17 protein-coding genes are annotated in these 17202 nt (G+C 56.6%); 10 read left to right on the forward strand and 7 right to left on the reverse strand.

The window, feature by feature from the left end; translation table 11 throughout:
- The first annotated feature begins 47 nt into the window (after positions 1-47).
- Together NC979_RS06745 and NC979_RS06750 are read left to right on the forward strand one after the other, a co-directional pair.
- Positions 48-611: a Uma2 family endonuclease gene (locus NC979_RS06745; protein ID WP_190518716.1), complete on the forward strand. Its 564-nt coding sequence runs from the start codon at positions 48-50 to the stop codon at positions 609-611.
- Between the two features lie 357 nt (positions 612-968).
- Positions 969-2390, forward strand: a complete 1422-nt coding sequence (locus tag NC979_RS06750; RefSeq protein WP_431191028.1) for an ammonium transporter — start codon at positions 969-971, stop codon at positions 2388-2390.
- Positions 2391-2429: 39 nt separating this feature from the next.
- Here the strand turns inward: NC979_RS06750 and NC979_RS06755 are convergent, their stop codons facing one another.
- The 5 genes from NC979_RS06755 to NC979_RS06775 all read right to left on the reverse strand — a co-directional run bounded on the left by NC979_RS06755 (position 2430) and on the right by NC979_RS06775 (position 7183).
- The gene (locus tag NC979_RS06755) at positions 2430-3137 is read right to left on the reverse strand and encodes a GvpL/GvpF family gas vesicle protein (protein ID WP_190518720.1); all 708 of its coding nucleotides are present in this window, start codon (positions 3135-3137) and stop codon (positions 2430-2432) included.
- A 141-nt stretch (positions 3138-3278) separates the two neighbouring features.
- Positions 3279-4907, reverse strand: coding sequence for a hypothetical protein (locus tag NC979_RS06760; protein WP_190518722.1), 1629 nt, complete (start codon positions 4905-4907; stop codon positions 3279-3281).
- Between the two features lie 109 nt (positions 4908-5016).
- Positions 5017-5604, reverse strand: coding sequence for a 3-isopropylmalate dehydratase small subunit (gene leuD / locus NC979_RS06765; RefSeq protein ID WP_190518725.1), 588 nt, complete (start codon positions 5602-5604; stop codon positions 5017-5019).
- Between the two features lie 713 nt (positions 5605-6317).
- Positions 6318-6548, reverse strand: coding sequence for a DUF8624 family small hydrophobic protein (locus NC979_RS06770; RefSeq protein ID WP_190518728.1), 231 nt, complete (start codon positions 6546-6548; stop codon positions 6318-6320).
- A 296-nt stretch (positions 6549-6844) separates the two neighbouring features.
- Positions 6845-7183, reverse strand: a complete 339-nt coding sequence (locus NC979_RS06775) for a hypothetical protein (protein WP_190518730.1) — start codon at positions 7181-7183, stop codon at positions 6845-6847.
- Positions 7184-7395: 212 nt separating this feature from the next.
- Here NC979_RS06775 and NC979_RS06780 point away from each other — a divergent pair, with 212 nt between their 5' ends.
- From NC979_RS06780 to NC979_RS06805, 6 genes are all read left to right on the forward strand, one after another.
- Positions 7396-8883, forward strand: coding sequence for a tetratricopeptide repeat protein (locus tag NC979_RS06780; RefSeq protein WP_190518732.1), 1488 nt, complete (start codon positions 7396-7398; stop codon positions 8881-8883).
- Positions 8884-8966: 83 nt separating this feature from the next.
- Positions 8967-9500, forward strand: coding sequence for a DUF3122 domain-containing protein (locus NC979_RS06785; protein ID WP_190518733.1), 534 nt, complete (start codon positions 8967-8969; stop codon positions 9498-9500).
- A gap of 796 nt (positions 9501-10296) precedes the next feature.
- A complete protein-coding gene (locus NC979_RS06790) occupies positions 10297-10614 on the forward strand; it encodes a DUF6464 family protein (protein ID WP_190518734.1) in 318 nt (105 codons plus the stop codon).
- Between the two features lie 265 nt (positions 10615-10879).
- The gene (locus tag NC979_RS06795; RefSeq protein ID WP_190518735.1) at positions 10880-11515 is read left to right on the forward strand and encodes a peroxiredoxin; all 636 of its coding nucleotides are present in this window, start codon (positions 10880-10882) and stop codon (positions 11513-11515) included.
- Positions 11516-11637: 122 nt separating this feature from the next.
- Positions 11638-12120 (forward strand): flavin reductase, encoded by a 483-nt coding sequence (locus tag NC979_RS06800; RefSeq protein WP_190518736.1) that lies wholly within the window; start codon positions 11638-11640, stop codon positions 12118-12120.
- A gap of 141 nt (positions 12121-12261) precedes the next feature.
- Positions 12262-12615, forward strand: coding sequence for a phenylpyruvate tautomerase MIF-related protein (locus NC979_RS06805; protein ID WP_190518737.1), 354 nt, complete (start codon positions 12262-12264; stop codon positions 12613-12615).
- Between the two features lie 68 nt (positions 12616-12683).
- Here NC979_RS06805 and NC979_RS06810 read toward each other — a convergent pair whose 3' ends face one another.
- Entirely contained in the window at positions 12684-14645 is a 1962-nt protein-coding gene (locus NC979_RS06810) for a DNA polymerase III subunit gamma/tau (RefSeq protein ID WP_190518738.1), read from the reverse strand.
- Positions 14646-14725: 80 nt separating this feature from the next.
- Entirely contained in the window at positions 14726-15157 is a 432-nt protein-coding gene (locus NC979_RS06815; protein ID WP_190518740.1) for a hypothetical protein, read from the reverse strand.
- Positions 15158-15326: 169 nt separating this feature from the next.
- Between NC979_RS06815 and rnhA the strand changes: the two genes are divergently transcribed.
- On the forward strand, positions 15327-15821 hold the full coding sequence (gene rnhA / locus NC979_RS06820; protein ID WP_190518742.1) for a ribonuclease HI: 495 nt from the start codon (positions 15327-15329) through the stop codon (positions 15819-15821).
- Between the two features lie 125 nt (positions 15822-15946).
- Positions 15947-17098 (forward strand): glutamate--cysteine ligase, encoded by a 1152-nt coding sequence (gene gshA / locus NC979_RS06825; RefSeq protein WP_190518745.1) that lies wholly within the window; start codon positions 15947-15949, stop codon positions 17096-17098.
- Positions 17099-17202 lie beyond the last annotated feature (104 nt).

A 17202-nucleotide genomic window follows, 5' to 3' on the forward strand; every position in this document is an offset into this window, starting at 1 on the left:
CCTCTATTGGTGGGCAATGCTCACCCTACGGTTGCCCGGAGTTATTGATGGTTGCCACTAAGCTCTCTCTGGCCAATTTCTTAAGTCTAGAAACAGACTCAGATGCCCTCTGTGAGTTTGTGGATGGGGAAGTGATTGAGATGCCACCAGAGAGTCCGCGAAATGTGCTGGTCTCGTTGTTTTTATTGCAACGGTTTTTGCAAATCGTGCCCTTCCACTGGTTGCGCCGAATGGATACCGAAGTCGTGGTATCTGGACGAGTGCGGATTCCGGATTTGCTGGTGTTGGGCGAAGACTTAGCGGCACTGTTAGAAGACACGGGCCGTAGTACCATCACCGAAGACATGCCTGCCCCTTTGCTGGTGGTGGAGGTGGTTTCGCCGGGCAAAGCCAATGAAGACCGCGACTACCGCTACAAGCGATCGGAGTATGCGGCCCGAGGCATTCCAGAATATTGGATTGTAGACCCAGCGCAGGCAAAGGTGACTGTACTCACTTTGGTAGACGGGCTGTATGAGGCTCAGGCGCTCCAGGGAGAGGCCATTTTACAGTCACCCCAGTTTCCAAAGCTGAGTTTAGCCGTGGCTAGGGTGCTATCGCCCACAGGCTGATATAGCACCTGCTTGTGAGCTAACCAAGCAGCAGTCAGGTTTTTAGACTTACTGCAATAGTGTTCTACCAATTAGGCTTTTTCAGAAGCCTCAGCTAGCTCCTCTCTTCTGCGCTTGCCTAACTCCACCCAAAAACTAGGGCTTCTACGGGATTTCACTGAAACTATGCGAAGAGGGTATGTAACACTACATATCGATTAAGACTCGCCATAGATAAAGGCGATCGCCCCATGGCTTGCCCTCAGGAAGTATAAAAACTTGCACCATGAACTGTAATTCGTGGCAACCTATGGGCTTATTAGCAGAGAGCCGATTGGGAGACACGTGATCGTTATGTTGCAGCAACCACAACGAGCCTTGAAGCAACCTTTGCACCCGCTGGGCAGGCCAGGGGGACGGTGGCGCTATATACCCTGGGTTGCTCTAGGGAGCTTGCTGATTTTCTGTCCGGCTGCTTTTGCCCAAAGCTCCACTACGGCCGACCTCAAGGTGGCGCTAGACACAGCCTGGGTGCTGTTGACCAGCTTTTTGATCTTCTTTATGAATGCCGGGTTTTGCATGCTCGAAACCGGCTTTTGCCGCAGCAAAAACGCCGTCAACCTGTTGGCCAAAAATCTGATTGTGTTCGGTCTCTCGACCCTGGCCTTTTGGGTGGTCGGCTTTGGCCTCATGTTTGGTGACGGCAACCCTTTATTCGGCACGTCTGGTTTCTTGCTACAAGGAGCCGATAACAGCCCCGCCGTTGGCGATGCCTACCGAGGCACCTATAGTGCATTGGCTTGGGCTGGGGTACCGCTAAATGCCAAATTTTTCTTTCAGCTAGCCTTTGCGGGTACGGCGGCCACTATTGTGTCTGGGGCCGTGGCGGAGCGCATCAAGTTCTTAGCCTTTTTTATCTTTAGCCTGCTGCTGGTGGGGTTGTTGTACCCAATCACCGGCCACTGGGTGTGGGGCGACGGCATGCTGGCTAATTTGGGCTTTTACGATTTTGCCGGCTCTACCGTGGTGCACACAGTCGGTGGCTGGGCCGCGCTGATTGGGGCTATTTTGCTGGGGCCACGTCTGGGGCGCTTTCAGGCTCGTCCGGTTGCCATGCCGGGGCACAATCTGAGCATTTCTGCTCTGGGTTGCCTGATTTTGTGGCTGGGTTGGTTTGGCTTCAATCCCGGCTCCACCATGGCTGCTGACCCCTTACCCATCAGCCATATTGTCGTGACCACTAATATCGCTGGTGCCCTAGGGGGCTTAGCCGCTACCGTCACCTCGTGGATTTACCTCAGCAAGCCCGACCTATCGATGATCATCAATGGGGTACTGGCAGGGCTGGTGTCTATTACTGCCTCCTGCGCCTACGTTAACCTGGGCAGTGCAGCACTCATTGGTCTAGTGGGAGGGGTGATTGTTGTCTTTTCGGTGACATTGCTGGACAGCTTGAAAATTGATGACCCAGTAGGCGCTGTGTCGGTGCACCTGGTCTGTGGCACGTGGGGTACCGTTGCGCTGGGGCTGTTTAGCGTTGGCCCTGGCAGCTACTCTTGGTATGGCGAAGGTGATGGGCCCCTAGCCGGCTTGTTTATGGGAGGTGGCATTCAGCAACTGCTGGTGCAGCTGCTAGGGATTGCGGCGGTGGGGGCGTTTACCGTCACGTTTAGCCTCCTGTGTTGGCTGACGTTGCGGGCTACTGTGGGCATTCGCGTATCTGAGGCCGAGGAAATTCAAGGCCTTGATCTGGGCGAGCACGCGATGGAAGCCTATCCAGAGTTTCAGGTTGGGCCGTAGGGGATGGAGTGAATGGGTAGGACGAGTTAAGGAGATTTCTTAGACAAAGTGGTAGGGGGGTAGGGGGTCGCTGAGCATGAGGATCCAGTGGTTGGTCTGCGATCGCCACTCCTCTACCCGCTGCTCTAGGCTCTCGGCAGCGGCGCGATCGATCAGCAAATACACTCGCGCTTCTCCGGCGGGGCTTTCGGCCTCAATGTAGTTGTCGTAGGTGGCATGAAGGTCGTTGAGCACCTGGTCAAGCTCATAGTGCTGCTGCTCCTGGGCAGCGGTTTGATCCTGGAGGCGCTGCTTTTTCGCCAAAAAGTAGTCGCGCCCGGTGAGCCCTTCAGCTAGGGGCGGCAGCTCAGTTGGTTGGGCAATCAGCTTGAGCTGGTATTCAACTTGGTGACCTAGGATGGCGAGCTTGGCGGCATAGTCGGCTCCCTGGCTGGCCAGGTGAACCTTGAGATGCTCAATGGAAGCAATCTGAGTGCCAAACCGCAGGGGCAGCAGGGGCGTGTGCTGAAACAGCTCGCAAATGACGCGATCGTGGCTGAGCACCGCGTTTAGCAGCCGCGGTTCGTCGGTTTGCAGGGTCTCTAAATCGACGCCGGTTTCAACTATGGCGGCAACGTTGTCTACGGCAATCAGCCGGGTGGGTGCAGCCAGCCCCAGGGGTAAGGGCAGAGGCTGCAAGGGGCGAGGGCAAATGCTGTAGAGGTAGATGGGCTCTTGGATTAGCCCTGGAGTTAGCTCTGGAGACACGATATCTAAAGCCTTTGGGATGCGCCACAGTTCGATCTCACTCTAGGCGATTTGCCCCCTGGCTCGGGATGTCTCTGGCACAAACATTTACGGCTTTTGCCATCGTTGGGACGGAGAACAAACCGCCTTGAGAATCTGTTGCTACAGCGTAGTTTGTAGGGTAAAGCACCAGTCGAGGGTGAGCTGTCCTGCCTGGCAGCCGGCCTCGCCATCGAGCCGGTGCAGATGAATTGGGGTGCCCTGGCGCAGAGCCGCGATCGCAGGCGTATGTGCGCTCAGATCGTGATCCACAAGTGCGGTTAAATCGGCCACCGTGAGCGGCGGTCCCCACGGGTCATCGGCCACATCGACGGCGGCCTCAGCGGGTAGCGCCTGGGGCGCAGTAGGCAAGAGTCGGCCTCGGCCTAAGTCCACAATCCAGCTGCGGTTAGAGGTAGTAAGCTGCATCAGCGGGCGCAGGTAGAGGCTGCCCTGCTGCCAGCTCAGTCCTGGAGGCAGCACCTGGGCCGATACGCCCCCCATCAGCTGCATCACCCGTTCTGAGCTTTGAGCTAGGTGCCAACGCAGCCGGGGCCACAGGTCTGCCACCAACACCGGCTCATGGACAAAGGTGTGCTTAAATAGGCCGCTGGCTCCCTGCACCAGATCGGTAGCGGCATAGGTGACGCGGTTGCAAAGATCTTCCCGTTGGCGAAGCCGCTCCGAAGGAGTATCGCCCTCTGAGCCCAGCAGCATTTGGGGTAGATGCTGCGCCACAACCTGCTCGGCGTAGGCACTCAGAAAAGTTTGAATCCAGCGTTCATCGGTAAAGGTGAGCCAGTCGCCCAGCACGCCAGCGGTAGCATCGTCTGGACCATCAACCAGGGTGCTGGCAAAGTCATCTAGGGTAAAGCTCGACACGGTTGTCCCAGCGCTCTGCTTACCCTCCGGCGGTAGATACAACGCGTCGGGCATCACCTCGCCATGGCTACTATAGGGCTGAGATGGGCCTTGGGTCTCCATTTCAGCCAGGTGCAGGCGGAGGTGCAAAATACCGTTCTGCCAAGGGTGAAAGGGACGGAGGGCATCAACTTCGCAGCCGTCAACGAGTAAAGCACCCAAGCCAGGCTGGGTGCAGCCCACTACTTGCTGAGCCACCTGAGCCAACAGGTCACCACAGGACAGGAGCTGGCCGTCGAGGTCGTTCTCCAACAGTTGAATTTCGATATTTTCAGCCAAATATAGCGACGACACTGGATCTGTTTGAGTTACCAGATCGAGGGCGTAGCCAGTCTTTTCCGAGGTGAGGGTAAGCACCGGCACTAGGCGCACAATGCGGATTGCCCCCTGCGCCTGAGGACTAAAGATGCGGGCCTGCACACCCTCGATGAGGCGCATCACTTCGTAGCCACTGCTGGCAAGCATCCACAGCAGGTGGGGCACCAGGTGGGGCACCGGCACCAGGACGCTGGCGGAGGGCACTGGTAGGGTTGACGCCGTTAACAGGTCCAACAACTCTCCAGTTTCTTCGCTTAGGTAGGGGGCCAGGTTGTCGGGGGTTTGGGGCAGGTCGGCGGGCCAGCCGCCCATGGGCGATCGCAGTCTCATGCTCTGGGCTACCAACTGCTTCACCGCTGCCGCGATCGCCGGCACGCGCCCCAAGGTGGGGCGCTCGATGGCCAAGGGAGCCATGCGGCACACCGTATTGCCCAGGGTTGCAGCTGTAGCACCCGGCAGGGCCAAATCGGCTTGCAGCCAGGGGGTCAGCGATCGCACAGCAGAAGAAACCATAGCAAAGCCCGCATGGGGGGTTGAGGGATCTCCCTAGAGAGTGCCTATTTCTGCGGCAAAATCCACAGGGCGTTGCAAATCTATGGGTGGAGACACGGAGACTGTGAGCCTACCAGGCCACGTAGGGCAGCGTTGCCGCCGTGGTGCGAATGGCCTCGGCGTTAGCAACGAGCTGGCCACAGGCATCCCAGGTGCCCGCCAAGAACGCTTGGCGCACGCCCTCGGGCATAGACACAGCTCCGGCCTCGGCCCCAACGGTCACGGTTTGAGTTGCTAGGTCGAGCGTCACCACCGTCGTAGGGTCAGCGTCTAGTGCGGCCTGCACCTGGCCTACCACCTCAGCGCTGGCCGTTAGGCAAGGGATGCCGATCGCGACGCAGTTACCAAAGAAAATTTCTGCAAAGCTCTCGCCCAGCACAGCTTTAATGCCCCAGCGGGCGATCGCCTGGGGAGCGTGCTCTCGCGATGAGCCACAGCCGAAATTGCGGTTGACCACCAAAATTGTGGCCCCCTGGTACTGGGGCTGGTCAAAGGGATGACGACCCTCCAGGGCAGCGCGATCGTCGGCAAACACCTGCTCGCCCAGCCCGTCAAAGGTCACGCACTTGAGAAACCGAGCCGGAATGATGCGATCGGTGTCGATGTCGTTGCCTGTAAGGGGAATGCCGGTACCCGTAATTTGTTCTATCTGCGTCACTGCGATCGCTCCTTGCCCTCGCGCCTCTGGCTGAAATCAGTGGGTTACCTCTATAGAGACAACCGCCTACTAATAGTAGCCTCTGGATGCCCCCACCATAGCTCCGACATCCCAGCTCAAGGGCGCTTCTGCCGCTCTAAACCTGGGTTAAAATCTGAGCTTTTCAACAGAATGATAGCGGCTGTTAACCCAACCATAAACTTTGGTATCATCCCTAGCCATGGGCAAATGAGGAGAGTATCTTAGTGAATAAGGAAGCAAATCACCTAACTCAAAAAAACGATTTCTTCCCCGACAGATCGAATAGTTCAGTCCTGTTAAATAGGAGGTACGTTATCGATTTAACGTCTGAATCTATCTCGTCAAATACCAGCAGCACTTTACTCGGTTGTTGATATTTCCTCGCTGTAACTGATGAGAGCTCTGCAAGAAATGCCTAGAGACGCGATGAACCCCACGCGATGGTTTCTTTACGACGGCATTTAAACATCTCTATTTAATCGGAACTTTCTTGAGGAAAACTCTCAAGTTAATCAGTCTAAGTGCTGCTGTCTCCGAATTGCTTAAACGACATCCTGTCTGGAGGAAAATAATCCAGTCCATTGTGTCTAGTTACAGGCTATAGGGTTTAAATTTAGAAACCCCCGGCAGACTATCTGTCGGGGGTTTCCATTATTAGTAATTTGCTTTAGGTGAATAGTTGGAAGTCGAGCTTATCCCTCAACCCGCATGCTCTGAGGCCCGTGGATGAGTTCCGACAGTTCAGGCATCATTAGATCGGCCTGGGCCGTAGGCATCAGCCCCATTGCCGATATCGGCTCTTCAATCGGGGCAGGGGCCATCATATCGCTGGGCAAAAAGATGCGGGCGCTCACTGCCAGCATTGCCACCGCAAAAATCAGCACAATCAGCAGAGGCGCAATGTAAGACCGAAAAAACGACATAGGGCCGACGCGTGTAAAGGGATGTAACTCATGTTCTCATCTTACACGGAAGGCGGGATAGAGGGGATAAGGAAGAAGGAGGATATAAGGGCAACCGAGTGGATAAAAAGAAGGAATTTAACCGTCAGTAAGATCCACCATTTAGGACACAAAGGCTCGCAAGGTACAGCAGAGCGATCGCCTCGCCACAAAAAATTTCACATCCCACTTGAGGCCTGGCGAAAGCAACAAAGGCCTTGGAACTAAAGAACCAAGCCGGCTGCCATCACAGCTCAATAAAGGAGTAGGATTTGTGCCTAAGAGCCAGCTCTTTCAAGCTGTGTGACCCGGGTTTCGAGCTGCCTGACCTGCTGCTTGAGTTCGATCGCTAACGTGGCTAGGTTGTCGAACTGCTCGTCAAGGGAAGGCTCGACCCCGGGTGAAGTAATTGTGGGCAGGCTGGGGGCCGGACGGTTGGGAATGGAAAGCTGAGATTCTATCTGCCTGACCTGGGATCTCAGTCGACCGAGTTCAGACTCCAGACTACTTAATCGCATGTCTATGCGGGCTTCGCTCTGGGCCTTGGCACAGTGCCCTAGCCCCAGCCAGAGCAAGACACCCAGCAGCAGACCAATGGACCAACGTGCGATCGCCATGTTATCTCCTTGCCACCGCCGCTGCTATGAAGGCAGAAAGCTGACAGCGGGTACTTACAATTCTAGAAAAAACTCTTTAAACCCGTCTCTCAACCAAATAAGCTGACCTATCATTAGCGCCAGGGGCGTGGGTGGGTATGCTGACAAAACAGTCTGCTTAGGGGCAGCACCAGCCTACTGAATCTGCAAAAACCGTCGGTTGAGGGGAAGCCATGAAACTGCATTACGCCATTTTGCTATTGGGTCTGGGCCTAATGATTGGGGCCACCCCTGGGAGGGGCTATGCCCAAGCTCCCGCTGAACCTGAAGTCATGGAGCCCGAGGCGGCTGGCCCCGAGGAGATGGACCTCGAAGGTCTTGAGCCTACCCCAGCTGAGCCTGAAACGCCCGAACCGGAGGCAGCTGAGCCCGGTCTATCGGCTATTGGTGCCTACAACCAGGGGGTGGAACGCTACAACAGCGGTGACTATGACGCCGCCATCGAATCCTTTGACCTGGCGATCGAAAAGGATCCTAGTCTGGCCAACGCCTACCTCTACCGAGGCCTAATCTACTCTGAGCAGGGCGACTACGATCGCGCCCTCATCGATCTCAACCAGGCCCTCGACCTTGACCCTAGCAACGCTAACGCCCTCTTTGCCCGAGGCAGCGTTTACTATCGCCAAGGAGAGTCTAGCCAAGCTCAGGCTGATTTCAACACCGCTCTAGAGCTCAACCCAGATTCTGTAGAAGCTTATCTCTATCGCGGTCTCATCGACAGCGAACAAGGTCGCTACGATCTTGCCATCGAAGATTTTTCCACCGCCATTGAGCTGACTCCCGACAATCCAACAGCCTACGTACTGCGGGGCTTTGCCCTAGAGCAGGAAAACAACTACACCGCAGCCGTTGCTGACTTTAGTAAGGCTATTGAGCTGAATGGCGATCTGCCGCGAGCCTACATGGGGCGCGGTGTGTCCTATTACCACCTAGGATTGTTTGACGCGGCCTTGAGCGACCTCAACGAGGCCGTCAACCGGGATCCCGAACTGGCCCGGGCTTACCTCAACCGTGGCCATGTCTATTTCCGCCAGGGTCGACCTGGGCGGGCTTTACAGGATTTAGATCGCGCCCTTGAGCTCAACCCCGAGCTGACCGAAGCCTACATGAGCCGGGGCACTGTCCGAGCCAGCCAGGGCGACCTGGGCGGAGCACAGCAAGACTTTGCGCAGGTGCTACAGCTCAATCCTGACTCGGCCATGGCCTACAAACAAAAGGGCGATGCGCTACTACAAGCGGGGGATGCAACCGCCGCGATCGCAGACTACACCGAAGCGCTGTTCCTCGATCCCGCCTACGCAGAAGCTTTTAAGGCTCGAGGCGACGCTCGCCTGTCTACGGGGGATGTCTTTGGTGCGATCGACGACTATAGTCAGGCCCTTGCAGCGCAACCCAGCTACCTAGAGGCCTACTCGGCTCGCGGCTCGGCTTACCTCCAGGTGAACCAGCCCCAGGATGCCTATCAAGATCTCACTCAGGCCATTGTGAGCGCCTCCAACAGCGCCGACCCAAGGCTCTTTTACAACCGAGGGGTGGTACGCGCCCGCTTGGGGGATGATGCCGGTGCGCGCCGCGACTTTGAGCAAGCCGCCCAGCTCTTTTTACAGCAGGGAGAAGCTGCAGGCTATCGACAAACGCTCAACCAGATGAGCCAGTTGTAGAAGGTCAGGAGATGGGGGAGATAATAGGCACAGCCGCTGAAAACGTGGCGGCCCTTCTCCATCTCTATTTATCTCATTTCTCCATGCACCACCTTTGGCGTGCCCTGCGGCTGACAGTTCTGGCCCTCCTGCTAGGCTGTTTGCTGCTGCTGGCGTTGGCTGAGCCAGCCCTAGCCTCTATTCACACCTATCACGAGCAGCCTGGGCAAACGACTTACCGTTCGCGCCAGAGCTTGCGTGACCAGAGCGGCCTAGCTTGGCAGGCTACGGTGTTCAAGCGTTACACCGAAGGTACTCTTCAAGGTACCTACCTACGTTTGGTGGGATTTCCGGGACGGGGAGTCACAGATCACAACCGTGACCTGGCCATTGAAACCGGCACTAGCGCCCAGTGGCAAGCGCCGCACCAGCTCGACCCTCAAACCCAAGCGCTGCCCGACAGCGTTGCTCAATACAGCATAGATGCCGTGTTGGCCGACCTTCAGCGCCCGATTCCGTTAACGCTGCGGGTGCCACTGCGGGGTGGAGGCACTGCCCGACTAGTTGCGGCTCCCTATGTGGTGGAAGAATGGCTGCAACTCTATGCCATGGCTGAAGCTACCAGCACGACAGATTAACCGAAAATAGTGAGTTATGGGATTGAATAGGTTGGTGAAGGGGTTGGGCAAAACCGCTGCGATCGCCGCGCCTATCGGCTATAGCAAAAGAACGAAAAGAACACCCGTCTGGCTTTAATCCTTACCTTTCGAGCTGTTCTAACCTAGACCTTACCCGCTATAGCTACTACCTCTGCCACGTCTACAGGCTTGTAGATGGGAGCTATCGTCTTCAGCTCCTCAGGGCTAGGCCATCTGAGGGGAGGTGAGCACCAGAGGGCAGTTTAGCGGAACTGAGATTCCAATATTTGGGTTTTAAAAGTAAAAAGCCGGGTAAGGCGCTATCACTGAGGAGCGAACCTCCACAATGTCCTGTGGCCCTACCCGGTCTTAGCTTTGGAGCACACGCGAGTCTACAGGATGTTTTTATAATCGGCTATATATCAAGATCCGCCAATACATGAAAGTTCTGGAAAGTTCAGGATCTTGTTCAGGTGATAGGAAAACAGGGTGATTTTGAGAGAGAACTGGGTCAAAAAGCGTTCCTATCTAAAGTCTAACTATAAATTTACTAAAACGATATCTATAGTCGGGAACTTTCTGGGCGCAAAGGCGTCGTCACTCGCTATACATACATGTAGCCACGACTGGTAGCGATTTAACCTCTGATTTAGCGTAGGAGAGAGGGGTGGCCTTTGTTGGTCTATGTTGCGAAAGACTAAGTAACGCAACGGTACGTACCAATCCCTACCGGCATTGGGCTGGTCTGCCAATTCATCGCGTTAGGATGACTTTGCTAGTTTCGGACGATAGGTTCATGCTCGTCATCATTTTGATTTTCGTTATCGGTCTTACCCCAGCCCTGGTGTCAGCTTACTTAAGTGTGCGGGCTGACCGAGATGAAAAGTGCGGCAGCAACACTTCAGCTATGCCGACGGCCTTGGGCCAGAGCATGCTCAAGCTGCTCGATGGCAACACCGATATGCACTATGTCGATGGCCTGGGCTATATGATTGGCGACATCACTTGCGACCTAAATGCGCGATCGCCCTACCTGCGATGCGCCATGAATCCTATGGGTCCCTGCGACGGGTGCAGTGCCTATGCGCCCAAGGTCTTTGATCGCCAGTTCTAAGCGCAATCAGTGAGAGTTCCACTAGAATTTCCCCACTATGGGGTCGAGCAACGATTTTGAGGCACCTGGGGCATGTCCCTAGGTGTTTCTGTTGTGGGCGCTCAGGAGGTAATCGGGCGATCGCACCTAGCACAAGCGCCTACGCTACAATCCTTAAGATAATCCTCTAAACCCCGACCGGAATACCGGGGTTTGTGGGAGAATAGCGAACGTGAACGCTGAGCAACTTTATTTGCACCCTGTCGAGATTAAACGGAGATTTGAGATGGCGCTTCAACTTGGCGATCAGGTACCTAACTTCACCCAGCAGACCAGCGAGGGTGAGATTGACTTTTATAGCTGGGCTGGTGATAGCTGGGTAGTGCTATTTTCGCACCCCGCTGACTACACCCCCGTTTGCACCACTGAGTTGGGCAGCGTGGCTAGGCTCAAGCCCGAGTTTGACAAGCGCAACGCCAAAGTCATTGCCCTCAGCGTAGACAGCGCTGATTCCCACCAAGGCTGGATTGGCGACATTAACGAAACCCAGGGCGTAAATGTCAACTACCCCATCATTGCCGACGACGACAAAAAGGTCTCCGACCTTTACGGCATGATCCACCCCAACGCCAACGCCAAGGTGACCGTGCGCAGCGTGTTTGTCATTGACCCCAGCAAAAAGCTGCGGCTGACCATTACCTATCCGCCGAGCACCGGACGCAACTTTGCTGAGATTTTGCGGGTGATTGACTCGCTACAGCTTACCGACAACTACAGCGTGGCTACCCCGGTCGACTGGAAAGATGGCGACGACGTAGTGGTATCTCCCACCATTCCCACCGAAGAAGCTAAGCAGCGCTTCCCCAAGGGCGTAACCGAAATCAAGCCCTACTTGCGCATGACTCCCCAACCCAACAAATAGGGTTAGAGCATCACACACCACACTAGGCGCACTGCGGTGCGCCTTTTTTATGACCAATTGGGTAGAGCCGGGGGCAAAAGCTGTATTACACTGCCCCTAAAGCTGCATTCTGTAGGTGTCCTGTGCTAGACGAGCAAGCTAAGAAAACCATTTTGCGCAAGATTCCCCATGGGCTCTACATCTGTGGCGTTAAAGATGGAGATGACCTCAACGGCTTCACGGCGAGCTGGGTGATGCAGGCCTCCTTTCAGCCCCCCCTGGTAGTAAATTGCGTCAAAAACGACTCCACCTCCCACGCCATGGTGAAATCCAGCGGCGTATTTGCCCTCAGCTTTTTAGAAGCCGGGCAGAAAGAGCTGGCCCAAAACTTCTTTAAGCCCCTACGCCGGGTGGGCAACAAGTTTGAAGATGTCGAGTTTTACCCTGGTCCTGAAACCGGCTGTCCCATCATCAAAGACACCTTGGGCTATGTGGAATGTCGGGTGGTGGGCGCTGTAGAGCACGGCGACCACACAGTGTTTGTGGGCGAAGTAGTCGGTGCCGCAATTCACCGCGAAGGTGACCCCCTCCTGCTCGAAAGCACCGGCTGGAACTACGGTGGGTAGATGAATAGATGAGTTTTAAGTTCTCAGTTTTGAGTGTTGAGTTTGGGCCTTACTGGTACAACTCAACACTCAAAATTAAGAACTCTTCTCACTCCCCATCCAACCACCATCCCCATCGCCCTCACTCCCCACACCACACCCATGCCTCTAATCAAAGTCCAGACATCCGTCTCCTCTCCCGACCGAGCCGAGGTTGAAGGGCTACTGAAGGAGCTTTCCGCCAGTTTGGCCAGCCACTTGGGCAAGCCGGAATCTTACGTGATGACAGCTTTTGAAGCCGACATACCCATGACCTTTGGTGGCACTACAGACCCCGTATGCTACGTCGAGATCAAAAGCGTGGGCACCATGGGCGGTGCCAAAACCCACGCTATGAGCCAGGAGTTTTGCACCCAGCTTGAGACTGCCCTGGGAGTGCCCAAAAATCGTACCTATATCGAGTTCGCTGATGCCCCTGGTGCCATGTGGGGCTGGAACGGGGGCACCTTTGGCTAAACAGAACCGGCTGATACCGGATCCTGTTTAACTCCGAGTTGAAATTTTAGATGTAGCAATCGATCGCCTCAAAACGGCACGTCTTTGTCGGCATGGGAGGGCTGCTTAGCCGCCGCCTCAGAGGGCTTCAGCAGCGTTGTATCGAGTCCAGGGCTCAGATCTTCGTCCAAATCGACCACCTGCCCATTAAAGAAATGGGCAAAGTTCTTCACGGCTCGGTCAAAATCGCTGGCAATGGCAGGCAGAGATGATGGCGCAGGAGCAGCGGGACTAGTGTCTGCTGCGAGAGCAGGTTCAGGAGTTGCAGCCAATTCTACTGACGCTTCTGCCGAGGGCGTTGAGACGACGGGCGGGGGCGGGGGACTGAGAACAACTGGAGCCGGTGGGGTGATATTTTTCTGCCCCGGCGCCTGGGAAATGTTGGGGGCTGGGGCCTCAGGCTTTGGGTCAGGCAGCACCTCTAGAGAAACCTGCACTTTGTGGTTGAGCACCTGCTGAAAGGCCGCTTCCACATTCTCGACTCGGCCCTGGGCCATCTTAAACAGTGGCCTAGAGCTGATGCCCACTCGGGCCACTACGCCGTCGAAAAATAGCAGGCTACCCTGCTGCTGCATTAGGGCGCGGGTGCCTAGGGGCTCTAGTACGGCTATCACCTGAAGCCACAGCTGCCCTAAGTTAGGAGCTGGGGTGGCATCGTCTGTGGGTAGTGTGTCTTGGCTATTGTCGGAGGGCGGCTCGGAGGCAGCAGCCGGTACGGGGGCGGCTTCGTCTTTTGGCGATGCTCCATTGGCAGGCTCCGGCGGTATGGCCAAGTTTGAAGGCTCAGGCGGCGGTGCTGGTGCTGGTGATAGGGGGCTAATAGGTGGTGCAGGTTGGGGTGTAGGTCTGGGTGCTGGAAGAGGTGCGATCGCTCCGACCGACCGATCCGCCTGACCAGCCAGCGTCGAGGGTAGCAGCCCCAGCAGCGTCACCTCTAGCCACAGCCGAGGCTGGGTGGTGTTTTTGACCTGTCCCTCGGCGCTGCGCAGGTGCTGTTGCCCCAGCAGCAGCACCGTTGGATCGAGCGGTTGCACCAGGGTTTGCATGTCGGCCCAGGTGGGGGGAGTGATGGCGACTAGGTCGTGGCGATCGCCCGCCGTCTTCGCAATCAGCAGATCACGGTAGAACCCAGCCAAGTTTTGCAGCACAATCAGCGGCTCCCGACCCCGATCCATCAGCTTGCGGGCACCGTCGAGCACGGTGGTGCTGTCGTCGCTGAGGATAGCCTGCACCAGGGCCAGCAGATCGCGCTCGGGTACCGCTCCCACCAGATCCCACACCGCATCGGCTTCCACAGGAGGCGCTAGCAGACTGAGCTGGTCGAGCAGACTCTGGGCATCGCGCAGCCCTCCCTGGGAAACCTGAGCCACCAGCCGCAGGGCTTCGTCATTGATAACGATGTTTTCCTGCTCGGCAATCTTCCGCAGGTGAGCGATCATCGGCTCTAGGGGAATGCGCCGGTAGTCAAACCGCTGGCAGCGAGAAATGATCGTTGGCAACACTCGCTGGGGGTCGGTTGTTGCCAGGATAAACACCACATTGCTGGGCGGCTCTTCCAAGGTTTTGAGCAAGGCATTGAACGCCGCCGTGCTGAGCATGTGGCACTCGTCCACAACGTAGACTTTGTACCGACACTGCACTGGGGCAAACTGAGCGCGCTCGATCAGCTCGCGGATGTTGTCGACCCCGGTGTTGCTGGCAGCGTCGATTTCAATGAAGTCGAGGGCCGAGCCGTTAGTAATCGAGCGACAGGTTTCGCAGATACCGCAGGGATTAGGAGTGGGATGATCTTGGGCAATGCAGTTGAGCGATTTCGCCAAAATGCGGGCACTGGAGGTTTTGCCCGTGCCGCGGGGGCCGCAAAACAGGTAGGCAGGGGCGATGCGCCGCTGGTTGAGGGCACTGGTGAGGGTAGTCGCGATCGCATCTTGCCCCACCAGAGCGCCAAAGGTCTGGGGGCGATACTTATGGTGCAGCGGTTCATAGGCCATAGCACTAAGATACCGCGCCCGCCCCTATCTCTGGAGGGTTAACCTGACTCTTCTATCAGGCTGGGGCTAGGCTGGTTTAGTCAGTCTGGAAACTCAATAATTAGGGTTTCCATCTCCGAGGTCGCACACTGAGCGGCCTGCCCTCGCGAGGTACACATGCGGGACTGGGTCTGTTGGGCCAGAGCTTTGACGCGTTCGACCGCCGCTGAGATATCTTGCCGCCGCTGGCGATCGCTGCGGGGACAGGACTGGGGAATGGGCAAAGCGACTACGGCGGCCTCAAACGGCCCTTCGGCGGGAGAGTAGCCTTGAAAATAAGCCAGCGCCAGCCGCCGAAACAGCCCCTGTAAATGGCTCGGCAGATCTTGTTCCACCTGGGCTGGTTTAGCGAGGCAATCCACTAGCTGACCCATAGCGTGGGCAATCAGCATGTTGTCTTGGCCGTTGGTGGGATAAACATCCTTAAGATCTAGCCAGCAAGCCTCAAAAGCTTTTAGTTCTCGTAGCATCATGGGTTTAACTTCACCGTTGGGATAACCGTGACGATAATAGGTGCACCCTGCCCATGACCTGAATGGAGGTTGTCCGGGGAGGACATCCGGTCTTAGCTCTAGAATGCCCCCTAGTACCGCAAAGCCCCCACGGCTGAATTAACGATTTTTTAAGGACGAGATCGAAACAATGGCAATCATTCAGCGAATTTACACCGACGGTGCCTGCTCCGGTAATCCTGGCCCCGGCGGCTGGGGTACGGTGCTGTATCTGGTCGATGGCGGTGTTCACGAGATCGGCGGCGGCGAATCTCCCACCACCAACAACCGCATGGAAATGCAGGCGGCGATCGCTGGGCTGACCCTGCTGCGCGATAGCGGCCAAACCGAGACCGTCACCATCCACACCGACAGCGAATACGTGCTCAAGGGCATCACCCAGTGGATCGCTGGCTGGAAGCGGCGCGGCTGGGTGAACTCAGCCAAAAAGCCCGTGCTCAACCGCGATCTGTGGGAAGCCCTAGACAGCGTCACCACCGAGGTGAACCAGACCCTCGATCGCCCCTTGCAGTGGATCTACGTGCGCGGCCACTCCGGTGACCCCGGCAACGAGCGCTGCGACACCATTGCTCGCGCCTATGCCGCTAAACGCGCGATCGCCCTGACGACAGCAGCCCTTTCCTAGCGACCCTCCTGGTCTAGAACCCTCCTCCCCCGGCGCCTGAACGGGGGACCGGGTTGCCGATAGTATGAGAACAGCGATCACATTGACTGAATATATATAGAGTGCCGTCTCCAGCGAGGAATGCCGTGCTGCTGTCCAAAGGGTTTGAAATTGAGATATATACCGGCACCCCCAGCGGGGATGTGGTCGGTCTCTCCGATCGGATTGTGGCGGACCTCAATGGTTTCGTGCGCGAGCCCGACAGCCGCAATGTCGAGTACACCACCCCGCCCCTGTGCCAATACGAGAAACTGCTATGTGAGCTGGTGCGCCCCCGCCACGAGCTGCGCCATTACCTCAAGGGGTTAGGCAACTATACCCTCGTACCTGGCAGCACCCTCGCCCTCGGCAATACCGATCGCTTCTACCGCTCTGACCCCAGCAATCCTTACCACGCCTACATCGAGCAGACCTACGGCACCACCGTGGTTACCGCCAGCGTCCACATCAACATTGGCATCTCGGATCCAGAAATTCTGATGCGGGCCTGTCGCTTGGTGCGGGTCGAAGCGCCCTTGTACCTGGCTCTCACCGCCTCATCGCCGTTTCTGGGTGGGAAAGCTACGGGCTCTCACTCTAGCCGCTGGCAGGTATTTCCCAAAACCCCAGCCCACGTGCCTCTGTTCACTAGCCACGTCCACCACATTCAGTGGATGGAAGCCCAGCTGGCGGCAGGCACTATGCAAAACGTGCGCCATCTGTGGTCATCGGTGCGGCCCAACGGCGATCGCCGCCCCTACAACCTCAACCGTTTAGAGCTGCGCATTTGTGACCTGATCAGCGACCCGGTGGCGCTGCTGGCGGTGGCGGCCCTGCTCGAAGCGCGCCTGATCCAGCTAATCCAAAATCCAGAATTGGATCCGCTGATTCTGAGTGAGCTACCTCAGGTCAGCCGCAACGATGACCTAGTGGCCCTTACTGATGCCAACGAAATGGCCGTCGCCAGTCAAAGCCTCGAGGCCGAACTACGCCACTGGCAGGACGGTCGCCCAATTCTTGCTCGAGATTGGATCCAACAACTCTATGATGAGGTGTGGCCGATCGCCAAAGCCAATGGTCTCAGCTGCTTCCTCAGCCCGGTGAAAAAAATTCTGCGGGAAGGCAACGAAGCCCAGCGGTGGCTGCGGCAGCACGAAGCCGGGCAGTCGGTGCAGCAGGTGATCCAAAATGCGATCGCTGAAGTAGCTGACAGCGAGGGAATATTAGCTCGCGATCTGTGCGAACCCTGTGCTGCTTAGGGGAAGTTCCTTAGGGTTAGCGCCGCGATCGCGGCCTCCTAAGTAAAAATTTACTTATAGGTGCAATAAGGAAAGCTTTCTTCAGTAGAACCCGATCCCCCTTT

This window comes from Leptolyngbya subtilissima AS-A7 (genome assembly GCF_039962255.1).
Classification (GTDB): Bacteria; Cyanobacteriota; Cyanobacteriia; order Phormidesmidales; family Phormidesmidaceae; genus Nodosilinea.

Bases quoted from the DNA above. Each gene is read 5' to 3' on its own strand.
- NC979_RS06745 (WP_190518716.1), top strand. From the start codon at position 48: ATGGTTGCCACTAAGCTCTCTCTGGCCAATTTCTTAAGTCTAGAAACA.
- NC979_RS06760 (WP_190518722.1), bottom strand. From the start codon at position 4,907: ATGGTTTCTTCTGCTGTGCGATCGCTGACCCCCTGGCTGCAAGCCGAT.
- NC979_RS06770 (WP_190518728.1), bottom strand. From the start codon at position 6,548: ATGTCGTTTTTTCGGTCTTACATTGCGCCTCTGCTGATTGTGCTGATT.
- NC979_RS06775 (WP_190518730.1), bottom strand. From the start codon at position 7,183: ATGGCGATCGCACGTTGGTCCATTGGTCTGCTGCTGGGTGTCTTGCTC.
- NC979_RS06780 (WP_190518732.1), top strand. From the start codon at position 7,396: ATGAAACTGCATTACGCCATTTTGCTATTGGGTCTGGGCCTAATGATT.
- NC979_RS06785 (WP_190518733.1), top strand. From the start codon at position 8,967: ATGCACCACCTTTGGCGTGCCCTGCGGCTGACAGTTCTGGCCCTCCTG.
- NC979_RS06790 (WP_190518734.1), top strand. From the start codon at position 10,297: ATGCTCGTCATCATTTTGATTTTCGTTATCGGTCTTACCCCAGCCCTG.
- NC979_RS06795 (WP_190518735.1), top strand. From the start codon at position 10,880: ATGGCGCTTCAACTTGGCGATCAGGTACCTAACTTCACCCAGCAGACC.
- NC979_RS06805 (WP_190518737.1), top strand. From the start codon at position 12,262: ATGCCTCTAATCAAAGTCCAGACATCCGTCTCCTCTCCCGACCGAGCC.
- NC979_RS06810 (WP_190518738.1), bottom strand. From the start codon at position 14,645: ATGGCCTATGAACCGCTGCACCATAAGTATCGCCCCCAGACCTTTGGC.
- NC979_RS06815 (WP_190518740.1), bottom strand. From the start codon at position 15,157: ATGATGCTACGAGAACTAAAAGCTTTTGAGGCTTGCTGGCTAGATCTT.
- rnhA (WP_190518742.1), top strand. From the start codon at position 15,327: ATGGCAATCATTCAGCGAATTTACACCGACGGTGCCTGCTCCGGTAAT.